We start from the raw sequence: 22,342 nt of genomic DNA, 5'->3' as shown, positions 1-22,342 counted from the left end.
TTATGCTTCAACTAATTTTGTACGTAATACCTGTTTGTATTCTTTTGGAAATACTTTGATAAAGCTGTTTTTCTCAGCAGTCCAGTTTTCGAGGATATGTTGTGCAATTTTGCTGTTTGTGAGTAAAATATGTCTTTTTAGCAATGCAATAATTGCTGTTTCATCTTCTTGTTCCAATGGATCAAGATCTACCATTTCAGTATTGCAATTGTCTCTAAATGTTCCTTGTTTATCATAGATCCAGGCGATACCTCCGCTCATACCAGCGCCGAAATTTCTTCCAGTAGCTCCTAAGATAAGTGCACGTCCCCCGGTCATGTATTCACAACCATGGTCGCCAAGACCTTCTACTACTGCCGTAGCACCTGAATTACGAACAGCAAAACGTTCGCCGGCTTGTCCATTAATAAAGAGATGTCCCGATGTAGCACCAAATAGAGCAACATTACCGATGATGATATTTTCATGCGGTATCAATTTACTTTCTGCTTTCGGATAGATCGCTAATTGTGCACCAGATAATCCTTTACCAACATAATCATTTGCTTCACCTTCTAACTCAAATGATAGTCCTTTTGTTGAGAATGCACCAAAACTCTGTCCCGCAGAACCTTCAAATTTGTAATTGATGGTATTATCAGGTAAGCCTTCGGATCCGTATAGTTTAGAAATCTCATTCGACAATAGCGTACCGATGGTACGATCCGTATTTTTAACCGTGAAAGTTCCAAAAACTGGAGTTTTGCTTTCTAAGGCATGTTTCGCTTGTTTCAATAATCCCCAGTCTAAGATCATACCCATGCCGTGATCTTGTTCTTCAGTATTGTAAAGAGACTGATTAGGATCGTTGGGCTCAACATATAATATCCCTGAGAAATCAATTTTGGAAGCTTTCCAATGATCTATGTTCTCACGTTTTTTAAGGAACTGTGCTTTTCCTACCATTTCATTGATGGTACGGAAACCCAATTCTGCCATGGTCTCTCTGATTTCTTCGGCCATGAAGCGGAATAGGTTAACAATGTCCTCAGGTTTACCGGTGAATAATTTTCTTAATTCTGGATCTTGTGTGGCTACACCTACTGGACAAGTATTCAAGTGACACTTACGCATCATGATACAGCCACCAGCAATAAGGGCAGCAGTTGATACGCCCCATTCTTCTGCACCTAATAAGGTTGCTACAACGATGTCACGTCCAGTTTTTACCTGTCCATCTGCTTGTAGTACGATACGGCTTCTAAGTTTGTTTTTCACCAAAGTTTGGTGTGCTTCTGCTAATCCCAATTCCCAAGGTAAACCTGCGTGCTTTGTCGAACTGATCGGAGAAGCTCCTGTTCCTCCGTCAAATCCTGCTATCAGTATAACGTCGGCATGTGCTTTTGCGACACCCGCAGCAATAGTTCCAACACCCGCTTTTGAAACGAGTTTGACATTGATACGTGCAGCACGGTTTGCATTTTTTAGATCAAAGATTAATTGTGCTAAATCTTCAATCGAATAGATGTCATGATGTGGTGGCGGTGAAATTAACCCTACACCTGGCGTTGAATGTCTTGTTTTAGCAATCCATTCATTAACCTTAGGTCCAGGAAGCTGACCGCCCTCTCCAGGTTTAGCACCTTGAGCCATTTTGATCTGTATTTCGTCTGCCTGTGTCAGATAGTTGGATGTAACGCCAAACCTTGCGGATGCTACTTGTTTGATTGCAGAGCGCATCGAGTCACCATTAGGAAGAGGCTGATAACGGAGCTCATCTTCACCACCTTCTCCAGTATTTGATTTTGCACCGATGCGGTTCATCGCAATTGCCAGTGTACTGTGTGCTTCATGTGAAATAGAACCAAATGACATCGCACCTGTGGCAAAACGTTTTAAAATATCACTAGCTGGTTCTACTTCCTCTAAAGGAATTGCTGTTCTATGTTTAGCAAAATCTAATAAACCACGCAGGGTGAACATCTGTTCTTTTTGGTTGTTTATTTTTTCCGCATATCTTTTATAAGTAGCATAATCATCATTGCGACAAGCCTGTTGTAGAAGATGTACAGTATCTGGGTTCCAAAGATGTCCTTCACCTCTTCGTTTCCATTGGTAAAGACCGCCTTCAGGAAGCAATTTTTGTGGAGTACGGCTTTCTTTGAAATTCACCCAGTGTTTTGTCAATACTTCCTGTGCAATATCGTCCAAGTTTAAGCCCCCGATACGGGATACGGCACCGCAAAAATATTTGTCTACAACAGTTTTATCTAAACCTAATACTTCAAAAATTTGTGCACCATGATACGACTGCAGGGTCGATATCCCCATTTTTGAAAATATCTTTAATAATCCCGCATTTACTGCCTTTACATAGTTTTTGGAAAGTTCAGGCCATGTTAATTCGGTTTCGATTTTACTTTGTTCTTTCATCGTACGAATACTCGCAAGAGCCATGTAAGGATTGATTGCAGTCGCACCAAATGCAAGTAAACATGCGAAATGATGAACTTCCCAAGCATCTCCAGCTTCTACAACAAGACCGACAGCACCACGGTTTCCTGTTTTGATTAAATGGTGATGTACTGCAGATACAGCTAATATGGACGGGATAGGAGCATGTTGTGAATCAATGGCACGGTCTGAAAGTATCAATACTTCGAAGCCATCACGTACAGCATCATCTGCATATCGACAAAGGCGTTCTAATCCAGCTTCCAGAGAACCATTTTGACCATCTGCTCGGAAGTAAGATTGTAAAGTTTTTGCCTGAAATACACCCGTGTCTATTGACCGTAGCTTTTCTAATTCTTTCGAGGTCAATATCGGATGTTCGAGCGTAACGCAGTGACAGAATTTTTTATCTTCAATGAGTATGTTGCCTGCATTTCCAATGAATGTTGCTAGACTCATAACTAAACGCTCTCTTATTGGATCAATTGGAGGGTTTGTCACTTGAGCAAAAAACTGCTTGAAGTAACTGGATAAATGTTGCGGTTGATCGGAAAGTATAGCTAATGGTACATCAGATCCCATGGAACCTGTTGGCTCATACCCGGTCAGTGCCATTGGTGTTAGAATTGTTTCTAAGTCTTCTCTCGAATATCCGAAAGTCTGCTGATACTTAAATACCGACTCTTTAGACAGATAGGTATAAGTAACACGAGGCTCAGCCAATTCTGTTAATTTTATTTTATAACTGTCTAACCAATCGCCATAAGGCTGTTGACGTATTAAGTCGCCTTTTACCTCTTCGTCAGATAAAATTTTACCCTGTTCCATATCGACCAAGAAAATTTTACCAGCTTGTTGTCTTCCTTTTTTGATGATCGTTGATTCATCAATAGGGAGTGCGCCTGCCTCTGAAGCAACGATGACTCGATGATCTGAAGTAATGGCATAGCGTAAAGGACGCAATCCGTTTCGATCTAGGGTTGCACCAATGGACTTGCCATCAGTAAAACAAAGAGCAGCTGGACCATCCCAAGGTTCCATTAATGTGGCGTGGTACTCATAAAATGCTCGTTTTAATGGATCCATTTGTGTATTGCCATCCCAAGCCTCAGGGACCAGCATCAGCATCACATGGGAAAGGCTGCGGCCACTGTGTAATAAAAGTTCTGCAACATTGTCTAGACATGCAGAATCAGATTGACCACGGTCTACAACAGGTAATAAGATCTCCATCTCTTCTTCTGTAAAATAAGGAGACGAAAGCGCACGCATGCCTGCGTAAAACCAGTTCAGATTTCCTGTTAATGTGTTGATCTCACCATTATGCGCTAACATACGGAAAGGCTGTGCTAAAGACCAGGAAGGGAAAGTATTGGTTGAAAAGCGAGAGTGTACTAATCCAAATGCAGAAACAACTCTTGGATCGCGAAGGTCTTTAAAATAAGTGCCAACTTGGTAAGTTGTCAACTGACCTTTATAAATAATTGTTTTGCAAGATAGGGAAGCGAAGTAAAGCGGTAGTGGATATTCTTGATATTGTTTGATTTTTTGGATAATCAAACGTCTGAGGACAAATAATTTGCGTTCAAATTCTTCAGTGTTATGTACGGTCTCGGGTCTGTCGATAAAGAATTGAACTATTTCGGGTTCAGCGCTTAATGCTGTCGGGCCTATACCTGCTCTACTTACTGGTACATCCCGAAATCCAAGGAATTTCATATCCCTTTCAGTAGCCGCTTCTTGTATAACTGTTCTGCAAATTTTGTTCATTTCAGGTTCTTTGGGTAGGAAAACCATTCCTGCTCCATAATATCCTGGTTCTTTAAGTTGTATACCTAGGTTAATACATTCTTCCCAAAGAAACTCATGTGGTAATTGGATCATAATACCTGCGCCATCTCCACTCTCTGGATCACAGCCACAAGCACCACGATGCTCCATATTTTCTAACATGGTCAAGGCATCTTTTACCTGTGCATGTGATTTTATTCCTTTAATATGCGCTACAAAACCAACCCCACAGGCGTCATGCTCAAAACTCGGGTCGTATAGCCCTTGCTGATTTGTGTTACTTTCAATCATCTTCCTATTCAATTATTACTTTGCTAATATATGAATAAAAACATTAAAATATTATAGATTTTATAAATTATTTTAAATAAGCTTATGTTATTTGTAAATAAAAAGTCTTTTATTGCTGATATTGTATTTTGGAAGAGCTTTGTGATTTGTTTTTTGAATGAGCATGTTACGTGTTGTAATAAAATGATTTGTATCATCTTAATGATTGGTGATGCAGTTTTTAAAGCGGGTTCATCAAGATTATCTGCCTTTTACTTGATTAGAGTATGCTTCACTCTTTATTCGCACTTTGTTCGGGAAGCCTTCGGTAAAGCTCTACCTTTTGTCTATTGTTTGTCTTCTGTTTGTCTTCCGTTTGTCTACTGTTTCAGTATAGGCGAGGTATAGGATGGGTATAGGATTAGTATAAGCAAGACGAATCCTTTTCGAACCTTTTGCGAACGAAGGGCGAAATCAACTCTTACTTTATTCAATTGTGAAATGACTGCCGTTTGACTTAAGTTCGAGTTTGCTAGGGGAGAGATAGGAGACAAGCCCCACAGTTGTTCGTGGTCTATTCGGTAGGTGTTCGCCACCCTGCCGAATACCTGTCGAATAATAGTCGAAGGGTACTCGAACCAGACTCGAAGAGTTGTCCTGCCAATGCCCTAGCAATGTCGGAGTAAGGCGAAATAACGTATGCACTTGTATGGACTTTTACGGACATCCATGGACTTTCACGGACTTTCCTTTGCGCATTGTATTCCGATCTCAATAAGAAGTCGATCGGAGACAGGTCCTTAAAAAATAATAGATTTTAGCATATAACTAATTCTAGAACGGATAAGCTTTGCGCTATATTTTAGATATTCTTTATCTATCTTAGCTTTTGTTATTTTCGCTGTGAGGTAGGAAATACATAATAGTTTAAACCATGAAAATCACTGAAATAGAAATTTATAGATTAAGCATTCCTATGGAGCCTTTTGTCATTGCAACAGGCACTATGGATTTTGCACAGAACACCTTTATTCGGATTCGTACGGATACCGAAATCGTTGGGGTTGGTGAATGTTCTGCCTTTCCTATGATTGTAGGGGAAACCCAGGACACCTGTTTAGTGATAGCGCGTGACTTTGCGAAGTTATGGAAAGGTAAAGATCCTTTAAATATAGAGGAGCGTCTCGCAGAGCTAAATATGTATATAGCCGGCAATACAACAATAAAATCTGCATTTGACATGGCTTTATATGATATTGCATCAAAAAATGCAGGAGTTCCGTTATATCAATTTTTAAAAGGTATTCCACGAGAGATCGTAACCGATATCACGTTAGGTATCGCCAGTCCGGAAGAAATGGCAGCTAAGGCAAAAGAGTTGTACCGTGCAGGGGCTGTGATGTTGAAAGTGAAATTGGGCAAGGATCCTAAAACGGATATCGCAAGGATTCGGGAAATCCGTAAAGCGGTCGGCTTTGATATGCCGATTCGTATTGATGCAAATCAAGGATGGACATACGAAGGTGCTGTAGAGGCTTTGCAGGGACTGGAACCTTTTAAGATTCAGTTTTGTGAACAGCCTATGCGTACTTATTTAGATCATTTGCTTCCTGAACTTCGTACCGAAACAACGGTTCTGATCATGGCAGATGAATCTGTTTATAGCCATCATGATGCGGAACGCTTGTGTCGTGCAGATGCCTGTGACTATATTAATATTAAATTTTCAAAATCAGGAGGCATTCATGAGGCATTAAAAATTGCCGCAATAGCTGCTGAATTTAATATTCCCTGTATGATAGGGGGGATGCTTGAAAGTCGATTGGCTTTAGCCGCGAAAGTTCATTTTGCTTATGCTGCGCCGAATGTGAAGTTTTATGATTTGGATACTTGTATGGTCGGCCATCTAGAGGATCCTGTTGTCGGTGGTATTCAATATAAAGGATATCATATTCATCTTTCGGATCTTCCGGGTATTGGTGCTGATATTAACCAGGAATTTTTGGATTCCTGTGAGCGATGGGTAATTTAAGATTGCAAATATTTTTTAACATTTGTTAAAAAATGCTTGAATAGCATGCTGTTTGGCAGACCTCCAAGCTTAAAATAAATAATATTCAGTACCTTTGCTACACTTATTATTTTATTAAAAGTAACAAAATATTATGAGTACACAAAAAGGTCCTATTTCTCAGTTTATTGAGGAAAATTACCTTCACTTCAATGCTGCGGCATTGGTGGATGCAGCTAAAGGTTATGAGGCTCATCTATTAGAAGGTGGTAAAATGTTAATTTCTTTAGGTGGTGCAATGAGTACTGCTGAATTGGGAATTTCTTTGGCTGAAATGATTCGTCAAGATAAAGTACATATCATCTCATGTACAGGTGCTAACCTGGAGGAGGATGTTATGAATTTAGTAGCACACTCACATTACAAGCGTGTTCCTAACTATCGTGACTTGACTCCAGAGCAAGAAAGAGAATTATTAGATCAACATTATAATCGTGTTACAGATACTTGTATTCCTGAAGAGGAAGCATTCCGTCGTTTACAGAAACATTTGGAAGATGTATGGCATGCAGCTGAAGCAAAAGGTGAGCGTTATTTACCACACGAATTTTTATACCAGGTGGTTAATTCCGGAGTGTTGGAACAATATTACGAAATTGATCCTAAAAACTCTTGGATTGTTGCTGCTGCAGAGAAAAACTTGCCTATCGTTTGTCCAGGATGGGAAGATTCAACGACAGGTAACATCTTTACTTCTAATGTAATCAAAGGTAAATTAAATGTTCATACAGTGAAATCTGGTATCGAATATATGATTTACTTAACAGAGTGGTACCGTGCTAACTCTTCTGGTAAGGGTGTTGGTTTCTTCCAAATCGGTGGTGGTATCTCTGGTGATTTCCCTATTTGTGTTGTTCCGATGATGTACCAAGATTTAGAGTGGGAAGATGTTCCTTTCTGGTCTTACTTCTGTCAGATCTCTGATTCAACAACATCTTACGGTTCTTACTCTGGTGCTGTTCCAAATGAAAAAATCACTTGGGGTAAATTAGATATCGATACACCTAAATTCGTAGTTGAGTCTGATGCAACTATTGTTGCTCCTTTGATTTTCTCTTATATTTTGGGTAAATAATAAGAATATGTCGAATTTACTGACTACAGACCCCATTGCTTTACAGGCATTCATGTCCGAGACTATATTCGCGACGGCCGATGCTGTAGAAGCTTTTTCGGGTCAGTCTGAATCGGTATCTTCACCTTTAAATCCTCAACAGGTTACTGCTCATCAGGAATCTGTTGAGGAATTTATATATCAAGGCTCTAAAGCAAAAGGAATTCTGTTTATCTTAAGATATCCCGCTTATCCTTACTTTTCTCCGGAAGCAGAGGAGGCATTTGTAAAGACAATTGGGGCGCTTAAGCTAACAGTTGCTGATGTTGCGGTTGTTAATTTGGCCAATGCACACAATCCAAATGACTTTAAGCGAATTATGTCATTTTTCACTCCTAAAAAGATTATTCTTCTAGGCGTTGAACCTTTATCATTAAAGTTGCCTGAGATTGCGCATAACTCCTATATGCACGGTCGTATTGCGACAGTCTTCAATACCTACAGTTTTGAAGAGATGTTTGCAGACATGGTTAAGAAAAAAGCTTTTTGGACTGAGTTTAAGTCATTAATTCAACATCAGAGCTAGTCTTTAGCTCGGATAATTAGCTGTTTTTTCTATTATATTTAATACATTTGAATAAAATCTTATTCGGATGATTGAACTTATTTTTGCGACTAATAATGCACATAAATTGGAAGAGGTGCAGGCTATTGTAGGAAAGAAATTCCTACTTAAATCTTTGTCTGATATTGATTGCCATGAAGATATTCCTGAAACAGGTGTTACTTTTCATGAGAATGCAAAACAGAAGACAGATTATTTAGTCAATAAATATGGATTAAATTGTTTCGGAGATGATTCTGGGTTGGAAATTGATGCATTAAATGGTGAACCAGGTGTGTATTCGGCCCGTTATTCTGGTAGCCGTGATATGGAAAAAAATATTAATTTGGTTCTAGAGAAGTTAGCAGGTATCGCTAATCGTACCGCTCGATTTAAAACAGTGATTTCACTTAACCTAAACGGTCAGCAACATTTTTTTGAAGGTAGTATTGAAGGCCACATTATTGATGAACGTAAAGGTGCGGATGGATTTGGTTATGACCCTATTTTTATACCAAATGGCTATAGTAAAACATTTGCGGAAATGACGGCAGACGAGAAAAATAGTATCAGCCACCGGGCAGTCGCTGTTCAGAAATTAGCCGCGTTTTTGAGTAATTAGAAATGAATATAAAACGAATATTTTTTAAGAATAAGAATTTTAAGTTTGGATATTATGTGAAAGCTAGTTTCCGGGAATATTCATTTTTGCCTTTGTTTCGATTCAAAAGAGTAGCAATGATCAACAATCTTTCTTCTTATGACCATGCTATAATTGATCGTCTGGCTTATTACAATAAACTAGATGAGATTCAAACAGTGGGAGAGGGTGCTTGCTACTTAAAGGATATGAAGAGACCTAAAAAAGGTTCGGTTTATTATTTTGATCTGAAAGAATATTTACGATATTTTGACGGTGATCTTCGAATAGATATGATTCCAGGTGATGTTGTTGATATTCCCAAAACACCTGCAATTGTGAAAAGTAGACCTATTGGAGGAAATAACTGCAATTCAGTATTGCTAAATATGGATAAAGTCAGGCATTTTAATTTTATCAAAGATGAGATTGCTTTTCGAGATAAAAAAAATATGTTGCTGGGACGCGCTACAGTTCAACAGGAGCACAGAAGCCGTTTTTTTCAGATCTATTTTGATCATCCTCTGTGCGATTTAGGAGATGTCTCTAAAAAGAATCAACATAAAGGCTGGTATAAACCTGCGATTTCAATAACAGAACATCTACATTATAAATTTATACTGGCCTTAGAAGGAAATGATGTGGCGACCAATTTAAAATGGGTGATGTCATCAAATTCTATTGCCGTAATGCCAATTCCAAAGTTTGAAACTTGGTTTATGGAAGGGTTATTGATCCCTGATTATCATTATATACATATCCAAGATGATTATTCGGATTTAGAAGTGAAATTAAATTATTATATCGAAAATCCGGAAAAGGCAGAAGAAATCATTAAGAATGCACATCAGTTTGTGAAACGGTTTGAAAATCAGATGGTAGAAGATCTGGTTTCTGTCCTGGTATTAGAAAAGTTTTTTATAAAAACTGGTCAAAGAGCAGTATTATAGCAGTAGGTGTTGCTTTTCAATTTAGTCAGCTGTAAATCGATGTTACTTTAATTAAGCGAACGCTAGAATAGTCTATTTTATTTTTTTCAAAGTAGATTATAATGGAGCTAAAAATTTAGAAGAAAAACTATGTTAATCGATATTCAGCATCTTCATACATCTTCGCTTCAAGATGATTTTCAATCGGCTTTATATCAGATTTTTATGTTCGAAAATCCGGCGAAATTTTCGGTTGATTTTTCAAATTATTCCAGCGCGGCTTATAGTTTGGTTTTTTTATCTCCTTATCAACATTTCCAGTGGCAGGGGACAACACCGGCTTCCATTATTAAATTGGAGTTCCATGGTGATTTTTACTGCATTGAATATCATAAAAAGGAAGTTGCTTGCAATGGTTTATTATTTAACAATATCTACTTAACACCATTTGTGACTATTTCTCCGATTTTATTTACTGAAATAAAAAGAATTTTTAATAAAATTGAACTTGAGAAAGATGGAGGAAGTCCATTTTCTGAATCTGTATTAAAATCTTATCTACAACTTGTTTTGGCTCTTTGTAGTAAGGAAAAATCTCTTCAGCTTGTTCATACCGATGTTTATCAGAACGAATTGACAGTTAGTCTAAAATTTCAAGAACTGTTGGAGTCTGCTTTTCTTTTCGAGAGATCGGTGCAATTTTATGCACATGAACTTGCTCTTGGAGTAGATTCATTCAGCAAAAAGGTTAAAAAAGAATTGGGAAAATCTCCTTCCCAATTGATACAGGATCGTGTTGTTCTTGAAGCAAAAAAAATGTTGCATCTGACATATTTATCTGTCAAAGAAATAGCTGCAAAACTTCAATTTGAAGATGAGTTTTACTTTAGCAGGTATTTTAAGAAGAATGTTGGTATTTCTCCTTCAGGTTTTCGAGAGCGTGTAGGGATCTCCATTGTGGCTAAATAATCTATTGAATTTACCGATTTGTCCATGTCATAGCTGATTTATTAAAAGGAAATTTGTAGCCATATCAAATATAGACAACTATGTACAGATTTATTTCTTTTCTAGCGGGACTACAAAATCAATTTATTAATTTTTTACGTTTTGCAGTCTTTCTGGTGATGGCATGGATAGGTGGTTTAAAGGCATTTCAGTACGAAGCTGATGGTATTGTACCTTTTGTAGCCAATAGTCCAGTTATGTCTTTTTTTTACAGCAAGAAGGCACCAGAGTATCAGCAGTATAAAAATCCTGAAGGTAAAACTGTTCAAAAAAATGTGGATTGGCATAATGAAAACAGGACATATCTATTTTCTTATGGCTTGGGAGCGGTTATTGTCGGAATTGGATTTTTTGTTTTATTGGGTATATGGTTCCCGAAAATAGGATTGCTTAGTGGTGTTTTGACATTTGGGATGTCCCTCGTGACTTTATCATTCTTGATTACCACGCCAGAAACATTTGTGCCAAATTTAGGTGGTGATTTTCCGACACCTCACTATGGATTTCCCTATCTTTCCGCAGCAGGGCGTTTGGTTATAAAAGATATTATTATGTTGGCAGCAGGTATTGTGATCGCTGCAGATAGTGCTAAGCGCTTGTTGGTTTCCGAAAGACATTAACTTATTTGAAGATCATCAACAATGCGGTATTATTGACAGGCCGCATTGTTGATGATCTTTTAATTAAATCTTACTTTTTGATCGGTTCTTTATTTGGAGAAACTGCTTTAATAAGAGTGCTATCTTGTACGGCCTGCAATTTTTCTCCTTGAGCCTTACTTTCCATTTTCTGAATTTCCCGCTTAGGCGTAGTTTGTTTTTTAACTTCTTCTTGAGGCTTTTCCTCCGGTTCGCTTTCTATATTTTTAATTGTTTTCTCTTTAGGTTTTCCCTCTTTGTTTTCAGCCTCGGGAACTTTAATCTCGTCTTTTGCAACAGATCGTTTTCTATTGAGTAAATCTTCTTTTGACTTCGGTCTATCTTCCGGCCTCCAAATAAACCCCGGTAGAAATTCTTTTTCTTGCGTTAACTGGGCAATTGGGTAGACTTTACCATCAACTTTTCTAATGGAAACATACTCTTTCAATTTATTGTTTTCCATATAAATTTTAATGCGGCTGCTGCGATCATGGAATAATTCTGTTGCTACATTGGTTTCTTCATTGACGACATAAATGATGTTTTCGGCATTTCCATCAACGAACATCCGCTCTAAACTGTTTTTATCAAAGAATCCGGTTATTTTACGGCCTTTTAACTGATTGTATTTAGCGGAGTCCAAAGTTGCATTTACCATAAAAGCATTACCTACAATTAACGTATTGTCCAGTTTCTGATTCACAAATTGCAGAAAAATCGTATCACCGGATATTTGAGATTTCTCTGCCCAGATCATCGGTTTTCCCATTAGCCTGAACATAGAATCTGCCATACCATAGTAAACAGAATCTGCTACAGCTTGAAAATCGGATTTAAACATGCGCACATTATGGTATGCTTTGACAATACGGGTTTTTGCTGTGTCGGGTGGAGCTGCAGGTTTTTCATGATTGTTTTTCGCAGCTTTAAGAGCTTTATTAAAGATCTGATCACTATAATCTGCTTTTGGGACGACTGCATTTTTTCGCAAAATACTGTCAGCCTTACTATTTTTCTCTAATTCAAAACGATTTAAATCTTTTACAACAGGTTTTGCTGTTGTTTTTTCAGTATTTGGACTTGCTTTTTTAGGCTCCTGTTTGGTTTTTTCATTTAAGACAGCTTGCTTGTCTTTAATTTTCTTTTGAGGTGCATCGGTATTGATTTCCTTTTTTCCTAAGGTATCACCCTGCTGCTGCAAAGAATCTAAACCTGCTGTAAAATCGGTATCCGTACTATCATTATCGTCTCCATAATCTTCATCTACCTCTACATCGAGCTCACCACCATCACGGCTTAGTTTGAAATTTTTGGGTATATAGGTGCTTCGGAGAATCATTTTTGAGAACAGGGTATCTGCAGTCATAAATATTGAATCCATCTGTACAGAGTCCTTAGGTACTACTACAGGATCTAATTTGACTAGTTTATTCTCTCCCTTGTTATTATCTTTTGAGACAACTTCTTCTTTAACCTTTTTATCTTCTTTTTCTTTCTTCTTTACCTCTTTTTTATTGGACGGATTGGCTTTTGAATTTCCAGTATTTGTTGAATCACTTTGCGTACTATCTTTTTTGACGACAGAGATGATCAAGGGCTTGTCGGTCATCGTGATGGATTCATCCGACTGTCGATATAATCCTTTGTCCCCATAGGCATAAAACTTATCGGTCGTGTCGACAAATACAACATTCCGGATCGCTTCTCCTTCTCCGGTTCGTCGGTCATAATGCAGCGTATCTCCTTTTAGCATTTTACTGCCTTCGGTATATAGATTTTTCTTTGTGAAGTTTGCTACGCCGGTATTGGTATTATAATCTCCTTTTTCTGTATATAGATTTTCCCCTTTATTCCCTTTGATATTGGTAGGGGTATAGAAGTAAGTCATACTGCTAGGCGAATTATACTTCATTGAATCCGTGTATATTTTGACATTTGGTGTTCGTACCACGACTTTTTTATTGAAAAAGGCATCTTGTGTATTTTCGAAATAAGTCGCATTGGTACTCGTAATGGTATCTGTACCACTAGTGATACGGCCGCCACCATAATAATTTCCAACACTACTTCTCATGTTATACTGCAGATGATTGGTCGTAAGTATGGAAGACCGACTGACCATACGGACGTTTTGCGTTAGCGTTGCATTTTGTGAAGCCGCATCGTAGTGAAGTTTATCCGCGAATATTTGAGTCCCGGTAGGCTGTGTAATGATCACATTGCTATAAGCTTCAAAGAACTGGCGCCCTATGTCGTCTTTATGTAAATAACCGCTATCTGCAGAGAGGGTAGATCCTTTATGTTCATAAACCGGTCTGTAAAACATTGCATTGCCTGTTTTTGAATTGAGAACACTGTAAGAAGACGACAATAAACGGAGTTCATCTTGCTGTTGTGCAGATGCTAGCATGAGGCCCAGGGCCATAAATATAAAGGACAAAAAGTATTGTTTCACAGAGACAAAAATATGTATTTTAATTGAACTTGTTGATTAATGGTAATTTTTCATTTAAACAAATATATGCTCAAAAAATATACATTATCTTTGATATATGAATTTGCTGGAAAGATTAACATTTTTTATCAAAGATAACAGCCTTTTTGAGGATGATGATAAGATCTTGTTGACAGTGAGCGGTGGACGCGATTCGATGCTTTTGACTTTTTTATTGGCAAAGGCCGGTTATCAGATAGCTATTGCTCATTGTAATTTTAAATTACGTGGTGCAGAATCTGATCTGGATGAGTGCTTGGTTCGGGATTTCGCTGAAGCGCATGGTATCCCTTTTTATGTGAGGCATTTCGACACAGAGCAGATAGCTTCCGAAAGAGGAATTTCTATACAGATGGCTGCGCGCGAACTGCGGTATTCCTGGTTTGAAGAATTAAGAGAAGCGTTAAGTTTTGACAAAATAGCTGTTGCACAGCATTTGAATGATCATATTGAAACGGTGTTGTTAAATCTATCCCGTGGAACAGGCCTTCAAGGCCTACAGGGCATTCAGGCAAAACGCGACCGTCTGATTCGTCCATTACTGTTTCTTAAAGCAGAGGAAGTATTGCATTATGTCCAGGAATATCAGATTCCATACCGTGATGATCAATCCAACTTTTCGACAAAATATGCGCGTAATAAAGTACGTATCGACATTATTCCGCAATTTAAAAAAATGCAACCTGATTTTGAACGTATTTTTGAACAGAACATTGCTCACTTCAAGGAAAGCTATGCTTTGTTGCAACAATTCATAACACCCCTTCGTAATGACCTTTTTATAAAGGAACAAGAAGCTTGGATTATTGAAAAGGAAAAGCTTCGGAAGCATATAACGGATCTTCCCCTGTTGTATGAATTATTTTCACCATTTTGTTTTAGTAAAAGTGTGCTGACCGATCTCCAATCTTGTTTTGATAAGGAATCAGGTCGATTGTTTCAATCTGAGGGATACGATCTGTTACTTGATCGCGATTTTTTGATTATTCGTGAAAAAGAGTATAAGCAGGAAGATGAAACCATTATTACTTCAGAAACTAAATCTGTATCTTGGAGAAATTATAGTTTTTGTTGTGATTATAGTCATGATGTTTCTATTGTTCGGGATAAGCAGATTGCAAAAATAGATGCTAATCTTCTGATTTTTCCTTTGACGCTAAGAGCTTGGAAAACGGGTGATTATTTCTATCCTTTGGGAATGACAGGACGTAAAAAATTGAGTGATCTTTTTAATAATTATAAGGTGAATGTTTTTGAAAAGGGAAATGTTCCAATTTTAATAAACGGTAACGGCGATATCATCTGGGTAGCAAACTATCAACTTGATAATCGATATAAAATAAGTGGAAATACAAATAAAGTGTTTATTTTAAGCTGTAAATAACATGATAAAAGAAGGACTTCTATATACTGAAAATCAATATTTGGGACGGGACCGTGTTTGGATAAGTGTACGTCTGGTTCTGGCCTTGTTTTGTTTTACAGCTGTTTATCTCAACATAGATCAATTACTTTCCAGCCAATTGTTTTTTTTAGTCGGAATAGCGATTATTATTACCTCTGTGGTCATGATGTATCTATTGCTGTACCGTATCGAAGTTTTTGAAGGAAAGGTGATGTTGAGTGGCTTATGGACTACGCGCTTAGTTAAAATTGAATTGAGTTCAATTGTTAAGGTGGAAAAAAAACCATTTAGTAAGTTTTTCTTCAATAATCCTGTTTATAATCTACATATTAATGGTAAGATTAAGTTTTATGCAGGTGGGAAAGATGCGGTATGGTTAACAGATAAAGATGGTCTGGTGTACGTAATTGGTACGCAACGTCAAGAGGAATTATTTCGTGCAATTGAGACAGCAAAGTCCAAAACAAACCCTTAAAAATTGTTAAATCGAATATACTGACATTTTTAAGACAACTGTTTTGAACGAGATTCTTTATTTTTGATTAAAATGACAACGAATATAAAGTTATGGCAGGATTATTAAAATTTTTATTGATTGCATTCGCTGTATGGTATTTAGTTAAATTCTTAATTCGATTAATATTACCATTTGCAATGCGTAAGGCTGCAGAAAAGCTTATGAAAAAAGCGCAGCAACAAGGTGGCTCTACCTATACCAATGGTGGTGGCTCGTTCCATTATGAAACATTTGGTCAAAATAATAACAGTTCGCAATCAGCTCCAAAAACAGATGGTCGTATATCGGTAGATTATGTTCCACCTAAACAAGAGTCAAAAAGAAAAGTGGCTGACAATGCTGGTGAATTTGTGGATTTTGAAGAAATAAAATAGATGAGTTGCTACGCTAAATAGCGTATCTTTGTGCTATGTGGTTGCGTCAGCTTTCAGTTTTAAATTTTAAAAATTATTCAGAGTCTTCTTTAGAATTCCTACCGGAGGTAAATGCTTTTGCGGGGGATAATGGTGTTGGTAAAACCAATCTTTTGGATGCTATACATTATCTTTCCCTATGTAAAAGTTATTTTAATCCCATCGACTCGCAACATATTAAACAGGGCCAAGACTGGTTTATGTTGCAGGGTTCATTCGAAAAAAACGAATTTCAAGATGTTATTTCCTGTAGCATCAAACGTAATCAAAAGAAACAATTTAAGAAAAATAAAAAGGATTATCCTAGATTGGCTGATCATATCGGTCAGTTTCCTTTGGTAATGATCTCTCCTAATGATACCCTAATTATTACTGATGGCAGTGAAGAACGCCGTAAATTTATCGATAATGTCATCTCGCAGACAGATAATAAATATCTGGATACGCTTATTATTTACAATAAAATCATTGCCCAGCGTAATATGCTACTAAAGCTGGCCAAACAAAGTGGGGTATTGGATCTTGGTCTTGTTGAAGTGCTAAACATGCAACTCGATGAAGTTGGTACTGTCATTTATAATAAACGTATTGCTTTTATGGCTGAATTTCAGCCAGAATTTGATCGGCATTACTTATACCTGACTGAAAATGCAGAGACTGTCCAGCTTGTCTATGAATCTCCTTTGATGGAAGATTCATTTTTGAACATTTTGGAAAAGAACCTGGAACGCGACCGGGCACTGGAGAGAACCACAGTGGGTATACATAAAGATGATCTAATTTTCACCATCCACGGAGGTATGCCCTTGAAAAAATTTGGTTCTCAGGGTCAGCAAAAATCATTTTTAATTGCACTAAAATTAGCACAGTATTCCTTTTTTCAGCAAAAGAAAGGCTTTAAACCGCTATTGCTTTTGGATGATATTTTTGACAAATTGGATGATAAACGTACGCACAAACTGATGCAGATGGTATCTGATGATGAATTTGGTCAAATTTTTCTAACAGATACAGATGCAAAAAGAATTAAGCGAATTTTTGATGCGATTGCCAGTCCAGTGCGTATCTTTGACATAGCAGGAGGTGAAGTTTATGTATAATAAGAAGTATAAGGGCGGATTGGAATATATTCGTTCGAGTGATGATATCACAATAAAAGAGGCGATTGACCGTCTTTTGGATGCTTACAAATTGAAACGTAAATTTGAAGAAACTTCTATTCTGGCAGTATGGCCAACGTTGATAGGTAAGGCTATTGCCAATCGGACAAAACAGATCTATATTAAAGACAAAAAACTCTTTGTAAAGGTCGAGTCTGCTGTAATTAAAAATGAACTTGTTTTAATGCGCAGGCAGATATTGGGACGAGTCAATGAGCATGTTGGTCACGTCATCGTTGAAGAACTTGTCGTTTTATAATTTAATTTTCAAATCTTCAGTATTAGGAGATGAATACATTTTTTCAAGATCAAATTGCGAAGCTTTTTGATGTTTACCCCAATAATCTGACCGCCATATTATCTTCTTTTGTCGAAGAGGATCTTTTAAAAGGAACATATTTTTTAGAACACGGTAAACGCTGTGATCGATTGAGTTTTATTCAGTCGGGTATTGTCCGCGTGTTTAAAGAAAATGCTTCAGGCGAGGTTACGCAATGGATAGGGCAGGAGGGGTACTTCGTTACTGACTTATCTTCGTTTCTTTTTGATGAGCCTGCCAGATGGAGTATTCAGGTCTTAGAGGATACGAAGTTACTTTCCATTTCTAAACAGGATTATCTTTTATTTGAACAGCAGATCCCTGATTGGAATCGGTTGGAAAAAAGATTTATAGCGAAATGTTTTTTACAATTGGAAGATCGCATATATAACTTTATAGCGCATACGGCAGAAGAACGCTATCATTTATATTTTGAACAGCATAAAGCGCTGTTTAACCGAGTGCCGCTTCAATACATTGCGTCTGTACTGGGTATGTCTCCAGAAACATTGAGCCGAATAAGAGCAAAAATTAATTCTTGATAAAAGTCAAGTGTATGGTTATTTGAATATACTAGTTTTGGTATATGAAAGCACATATCGAACAGACAATTACTATTAATACATCAATCGAATCAGTTTGGAATGTATTAGCTGATTTTAATAGTTACTCTATCTGGAGCCCTACAATTAAGCATTTTTTTTCTATTCCAAGCGTTGGAGAAAGATCGAAGGTTAGATTGGAACAGCCTGATGGACCAAGTATGACCATGAATCCGATGTTTTTAGTAATTAATTCTCAGAAGGAGCTTCGTTGGAAAGGCAGTCTTTTTATTCCAGGTTTGTTCGATGGCGAACATTATTTTATACTCGAAAAAAAATCTGATCATGCAACAGTTGTGACTCAAGGTGAATACTTTTCCGGAGTGTTGGTTTATTTTTTTCGAAAGATGATTTATGGTGTAACCTCCAATGGTTTTAAGTCTTTTAATGAAGCTTTAAAGAAACAGGTGGAGAATAGGAATATCTTATAGATATTCCTCTAAGTTTCCTTTGCCAGCTCTGATAACTTCAAATTCGCCCTCTGTAAGGTCAACTACTGTAGAAGCAACATTATCACCATAACCACCATCAATTACTAAATCGACTAGATTTTCATATTTTTCATGGATCAATTCTGGATCTGTTGAATACTCTAGAATGTCATCTTCATCTCGAATGGAGGCTGTAACAATGGGATTACCAAGCACACGTACGATTTCGCGTACGATATTATTATCAGGAACACGGATACCCACTGTTTTCTTTTTGGAACTTAATAATTTTGGAACTTGACTGCTGGCATTAAAGATAAATGTAAATGGACCTGGGAGGGCTTTTTTTAATACTCTAAAAACGGTTGTATCAAATGGTTTGGTATACAAAGATATATCTGTCAAGTCATAGCAAATAAAGGATAGATTGGCTTTATCTGCCTTTAATCCTCTAATTTCACAAACTTTTTCTATTGCTTTCTGATTTGTAATGTCGCATCCTATACCATAAACCGTATCGGTGGGGTAGATGATGACTCCACCTTTTTTTAGAACGTCAACAACTTGCTGTATTGACTTTTCATTGGGGTTATTATCGTAAATTCGGACTAACATAACGTTGAGATATAGTACTAAATTACAAATTATTTATAGATAAAAGAAAAACGGTCAAAACTGGATATGTTTTGACCGCTTGCTATCGTATTGTTATCGATTAAAATTCTGCGTTGTTCGGTGTACGAGGGAACGGAATAACATCTCTAATATTGGTCATTCCTGTTACAAATAATACCAAACGCTCGAATCCTAGTCCAAAACCGGAATGCGGAGCTGAGCCATAACGACGTGTATCTAAGAACCATTCCATTTCTTCCGCAGGGATGTTGACTTCAGCCATACGTGATAATAACTTATCTAAATTTTCTTCACGTTGTGATCCGCCCACCATTTCACCGATTCCCGGGAAAAGAATATCCATCGCGCGTACTGTTTTGTGTCCATTAGCATCTACATCATTTTGCTTCATATAAAATGATTTGATCTCCGCTGGATAATCAATCAGGATCACTGGTTTTTTATAATGTTTCTCTACTAAATAACGTTCGTGCTCGGACTGTAAATCAGCTCCCCATTCATCAATTAAGTATTTAAATTGTTTCTTTTGATTTGGTTTACTGCGCTTCAATATGTCGATCGCTTCTGTATAGGTTACGCGTTCGAAATCATTATTCAGTACAAACGTTAATTTATCTATTAGATTTAATTCTGCCCTTTCTGCCGCAGGTTTATTTTTCTCCTCTTCTAATAAACGTGTTTTTAAAAATTCAATTTCTTCAGGACAGGTATCCAGCGCATACTTGATGACATACTTCAACAAATCTTCCGCTAAATCCATGTTATCTTCCAACTCATAAAATGCCATTTCTGGTTCAATCATCCAGAATTCTGCTAAGTGACGAGTTGTATTAGAATTTTCAGCTCGGAAAGTTGGACCAAAGGTATAGATATTCCCAAGGGCCATAGCCGCTAATTCACCTTCTAATTGTCCTGATACGGTTAGATTAGTAGATTTACCAAAAAAGTCTTCTTTAAAATCAATATCACCATTTTCTGTACGTGGAATATTGTTAAGATCTAATGAAGTTACACGGAACATTTCACCAGCACCCTCTGCATCAGAACCAGTAATAATTGGCGTATGCATGTACACAAAATCTTTGTCATTGAAGAATTTGTGAACAGCAAATGCTAAGGCATTACGTACTTTAAAGACAGCATTGAATGTCGTTGTACGGAAACGTAAGTGAGCGATTTCACGTAAAAATTCTAAGCTATGTTTTTTCGGTTGCAAAGGATATTTTTCAGCATCTGAATCACCTAAGATCGTCAACTCATTTACTTTGATCTCAACTTTTTGACCTTTACCTTGTGATTCAATTAAATTTCCTTTTACGCGTAATGCAGCACCTGTTGTGATCCTTTTTAATAAAGCATCGGGTGTGTTTTCAAAATCAACTACTGCTTGGATGTTGTGAATGGAAGATCCATCATTGATTGCTATAAATTGATTGTTTCGGAAAGTTTTAACCCATCCTTTAACAATAACTTCATGCCCAAATTCAGTGGCATTTAATAATTCTTTTATACGTGTATGTTCCATTTTTATTGTGGCATTTCAAATCAGGTCTAAATAATAGATCAGGATCTTATTTTTTTGTATGAAACTCAAAAATAGGGTATAATTTATAAAAATCCTTTATTTATTTAGAAATATTCGGTATTTGTTTTAATTAAAAAAGCCTCTGAGATTTTCAGAGGCTTTTGATATTGTTTTAAAGGGAAGATTATCCTTTTAATACTTTAGTTACTAATTCAGCAGCTTCTTGTAATTGAATTGCAGAATAAACTTGTAAGCCTGAATCATCAATTAATTTTTTCGCTTCAGCAGCATTTGTACCTTGAAGACGTACGATAATTGGCACAGGAATATTTCCGATTTCATTATAAGCATCGATTACACCTTGCGCAACACGGTCACAACGAACGATACCACCGAAGATGTTAATTAAGATTGCTTTTACATTTGGATCTGATAAAATGATATTGAAACCAGCTTTTACCGTTTCAGCATTTGCAGTACCACCTACATCTAGGAAGTTAGCAGGCTCACCACCAGCAATTTTGATGATATCCATAGTTGCCATTGCAAGACCAGCACCATTTACCATACAACCTACGTTACCGTCAAGTTTTACATAGTTTAAGTTAGATTTACCAGCTTCAACTTCTGTAGGATCTTCTTCCGTTACATCACGTAATGCTGCATAATCCGGGTGACGGTATAATGCGTTCTCATCTAAGTCTACTTTCGCATCTACAGCTAAGATTTTATCATCAGATGTTTTTAATACAGGATTGATTTCGAACATAGAAGAATCTGTTGAATCGTATGCTTTATATAAAGCAGCAACGAATTTCACCATTTCTTTATGTGCACCACCAGTTAAGCCTAAGTTGAAAGCAATTTTACGTGCTTGGAAACCTTGTAAACCAACTTTAGGGTCGATTTCTTCTTTGAAGATTAAGTTTGGAGTTTTCTCTGCTACTTCTTCAATATCCATTCCACCTTCTGTAGAATACATAATGATATTACGACCTTTAGCACGGTCTAATAACACAGATACATAAAATTCTTTAGTTTCACTTTCACCAGGATAGTAAACATCTTGAGCAACTAATACTTTATTTACTTTTTTACCTTCAGCGCCAGTTTGAGGAGTTACTAATTGCATACCGATGATATCTGTAGCACGTTGTGATACTTCTTCTAGGTTTTTAGCTAATTTAACGCCACCACCTTTACCGCGACCACCAGCATGAATTTGAGCCTTGATTACAACCCAGTCAGAATTGTATTCTTCTTTCAATTTTTTAGCAGCTTCTACAGCTTGCTCTGGAGTTTCAGCAACAATACCTTCTTGTACTCTTACGCCAAAACTTTTAAGTATTTCTTTTCCTTGATATTCGTGAATGTTCATTGCAAAAATGTTTGTGTTGTAAAA

At 37.1% G+C, this 22,342-nt stretch carries 19 protein-coding genes; 14 read left to right on the top strand and 5 right to left on the bottom strand.

Going from position 1 to position 22,342, the window contains the following annotated elements:
• The gene (gltB, locus tag HCX49_RS23040) at positions 1–4,515 is read right to left on the bottom strand and encodes a glutamate synthase large subunit (RefSeq protein WP_168128250.1); all 4,515 of its coding nucleotides are present in this window, start codon (positions 4,513–4,515) and stop codon (positions 1–3) included.
• A 913-nt stretch (positions 4,516–5,428) separates the two neighbouring features.
• On the opposite strand from gltB, the gene HCX49_RS23035 reads away from it, so the two are divergent.
• The 7 genes from HCX49_RS23035 to HCX49_RS23005 all read left to right on the top strand — a co-directional run bounded on the left by HCX49_RS23035 (position 5,429) and on the right by HCX49_RS23005 (position 11,420).
• Positions 5,429–6,526: a mandelate racemase/muconate lactonizing enzyme family protein gene (locus HCX49_RS23035; protein ID WP_168128249.1), complete on the top strand. Its 1,098-nt coding sequence runs from the start codon at positions 5,429–5,431 to the stop codon at positions 6,524–6,526.
• Positions 6,527–6,659: 133 nt separating this feature from the next.
• Positions 6,660–7,640 carry a deoxyhypusine synthase family protein gene (locus tag HCX49_RS23030; protein WP_021188785.1) on the top strand — a complete coding sequence of 327 codons (981 nt, stop codon included), beginning with the start codon at positions 6,660–6,662 and terminating at the stop codon, positions 7,638–7,640.
• A 7-nt stretch (positions 7,641–7,647) separates the two neighbouring features.
• The gene (locus tag HCX49_RS23025) at positions 7,648–8,205 is read left to right on the top strand and encodes a hypothetical protein (RefSeq protein ID WP_168128248.1); all 558 of its coding nucleotides are present in this window, start codon (positions 7,648–7,650) and stop codon (positions 8,203–8,205) included.
• Between the two features lie 67 nt (positions 8,206–8,272).
• A complete protein-coding gene (locus HCX49_RS23020; RefSeq protein ID WP_168128247.1) occupies positions 8,273–8,845 on the top strand; it encodes a non-canonical purine NTP diphosphatase in 573 nt (190 codons plus the stop codon).
• Between the two features lie 2 nt (positions 8,846–8,847).
• Positions 8,848–9,813, top strand: coding sequence for a glycosyl transferase family 90 (locus tag HCX49_RS23015; protein ID WP_168128246.1), 966 nt, complete (start codon positions 8,848–8,850; stop codon positions 9,811–9,813).
• 129 nt (positions 9,814–9,942) lie between these two features.
• Positions 9,943–10,761, top strand: coding sequence for a helix-turn-helix domain-containing protein (locus HCX49_RS23010; RefSeq protein WP_168128245.1), 819 nt, complete (start codon positions 9,943–9,945; stop codon positions 10,759–10,761).
• Between the two features lie 80 nt (positions 10,762–10,841).
• Entirely contained in the window at positions 10,842–11,420 is a 579-nt protein-coding gene (locus HCX49_RS23005) for a DUF417 family protein (RefSeq protein ID WP_168128244.1), read from the top strand.
• Between the two features lie 70 nt (positions 11,421–11,490).
• On the opposite strand, the gene HCX49_RS23000 is transcribed toward HCX49_RS23005, so the two are convergent.
• On the bottom strand, positions 11,491–13,863 hold the full coding sequence (locus tag HCX49_RS23000) for an OstA-like protein (RefSeq protein WP_206368674.1): 2,373 nt from the start codon (positions 13,861–13,863) through the stop codon (positions 11,491–11,493).
• 127 nt (positions 13,864–13,990) lie between these two features.
• Here HCX49_RS23000 and tilS point away from each other — a divergent pair, with 127 nt between their 5' ends.
• The 7 genes from tilS to HCX49_RS22965 all read left to right on the top strand — a co-directional run bounded on the left by tilS (position 13,991) and on the right by HCX49_RS22965 (position 18,779).
• On the top strand, positions 13,991–15,316 hold the full coding sequence (tilS, locus tag HCX49_RS22995) for a tRNA lysidine(34) synthetase TilS (RefSeq protein WP_168128242.1): 1,326 nt from the start codon (positions 13,991–13,993) through the stop codon (positions 15,314–15,316).
• A 1-nt stretch (position 15,317) separates the two neighbouring features.
• Positions 15,318–15,812: a hypothetical protein gene (locus HCX49_RS22990; RefSeq protein WP_132772360.1), complete on the top strand. Its 495-nt coding sequence runs from the start codon at positions 15,318–15,320 to the stop codon at positions 15,810–15,812.
• 92 nt (positions 15,813–15,904) lie between these two features.
• Positions 15,905–16,228 carry a DUF4834 family protein gene (locus HCX49_RS22985; RefSeq protein WP_021188792.1) on the top strand — a complete coding sequence of 108 codons (324 nt, stop codon included), beginning with the start codon at positions 15,905–15,907 and terminating at the stop codon, positions 16,226–16,228.
• Between the two features lie 35 nt (positions 16,229–16,263).
• Positions 16,264–17,367, top strand: coding sequence for a DNA replication/repair protein RecF (gene recF / locus HCX49_RS22980; protein WP_021188793.1), 1,104 nt, complete (start codon positions 16,264–16,266; stop codon positions 17,365–17,367).
• Positions 17,360–17,686 carry a DUF721 domain-containing protein gene (locus HCX49_RS22975; protein ID WP_021188794.1) on the top strand — a complete coding sequence of 109 codons (327 nt, stop codon included), beginning with the start codon at positions 17,360–17,362 and terminating at the stop codon, positions 17,684–17,686. The genes recF and HCX49_RS22975 overlap by 8 nt, the downstream gene beginning before the upstream one ends.
• 29 nt (positions 17,687–17,715) lie before the next feature.
• Entirely contained in the window at positions 17,716–18,288 is a 573-nt protein-coding gene (locus tag HCX49_RS22970; protein ID WP_168128241.1) for a Crp/Fnr family transcriptional regulator, read from the top strand.
• A 44-nt stretch (positions 18,289–18,332) separates the two neighbouring features.
• Positions 18,333–18,779, top strand: a complete 447-nt coding sequence (locus HCX49_RS22965) for an SRPBCC domain-containing protein (protein WP_168128240.1) — start codon at positions 18,333–18,335, stop codon at positions 18,777–18,779.
• Here HCX49_RS22965 and HCX49_RS22960 read toward each other — a convergent pair.
• The 3 genes from HCX49_RS22960 to sucC form a co-directional block, all read right to left on the bottom strand.
• Complete coding sequence (locus tag HCX49_RS22960) at positions 18,774–19,394, bottom strand: L-threonylcarbamoyladenylate synthase (RefSeq protein ID WP_021188797.1); 621 nt, start codon at positions 19,392–19,394, stop codon at positions 18,774–18,776. The genes HCX49_RS22965 and HCX49_RS22960 overlap by 6 nt on opposite strands.
• A gap of 100 nt (positions 19,395–19,494) precedes the next feature.
• A complete protein-coding gene (gene asnS / locus HCX49_RS22955; protein ID WP_132843754.1) occupies positions 19,495–20,940 on the bottom strand; it encodes an asparagine--tRNA ligase in 1,446 nt (481 codons plus the stop codon).
• 184 nt (positions 20,941–21,124) lie between these two features.
• Positions 21,125–22,318: an ADP-forming succinate--CoA ligase subunit beta gene (gene sucC / locus HCX49_RS22950; RefSeq protein WP_132772350.1), complete on the bottom strand. Its 1,194-nt coding sequence runs from the start codon at positions 22,316–22,318 to the stop codon at positions 21,125–21,127.
• Between the last annotated feature and the right edge of the window lie 24 nt (positions 22,319–22,342).

This window comes from Sphingobacterium sp. B16(2022) (assembly GCF_012030425.1).
Taxonomy (GTDB): domain Bacteria; phylum Bacteroidota; class Bacteroidia; order Sphingobacteriales; family Sphingobacteriaceae; genus Sphingobacterium; species Sphingobacterium anhuiense.
This window is presented reverse-complemented; position numbering and strand designations above follow the sequence as displayed.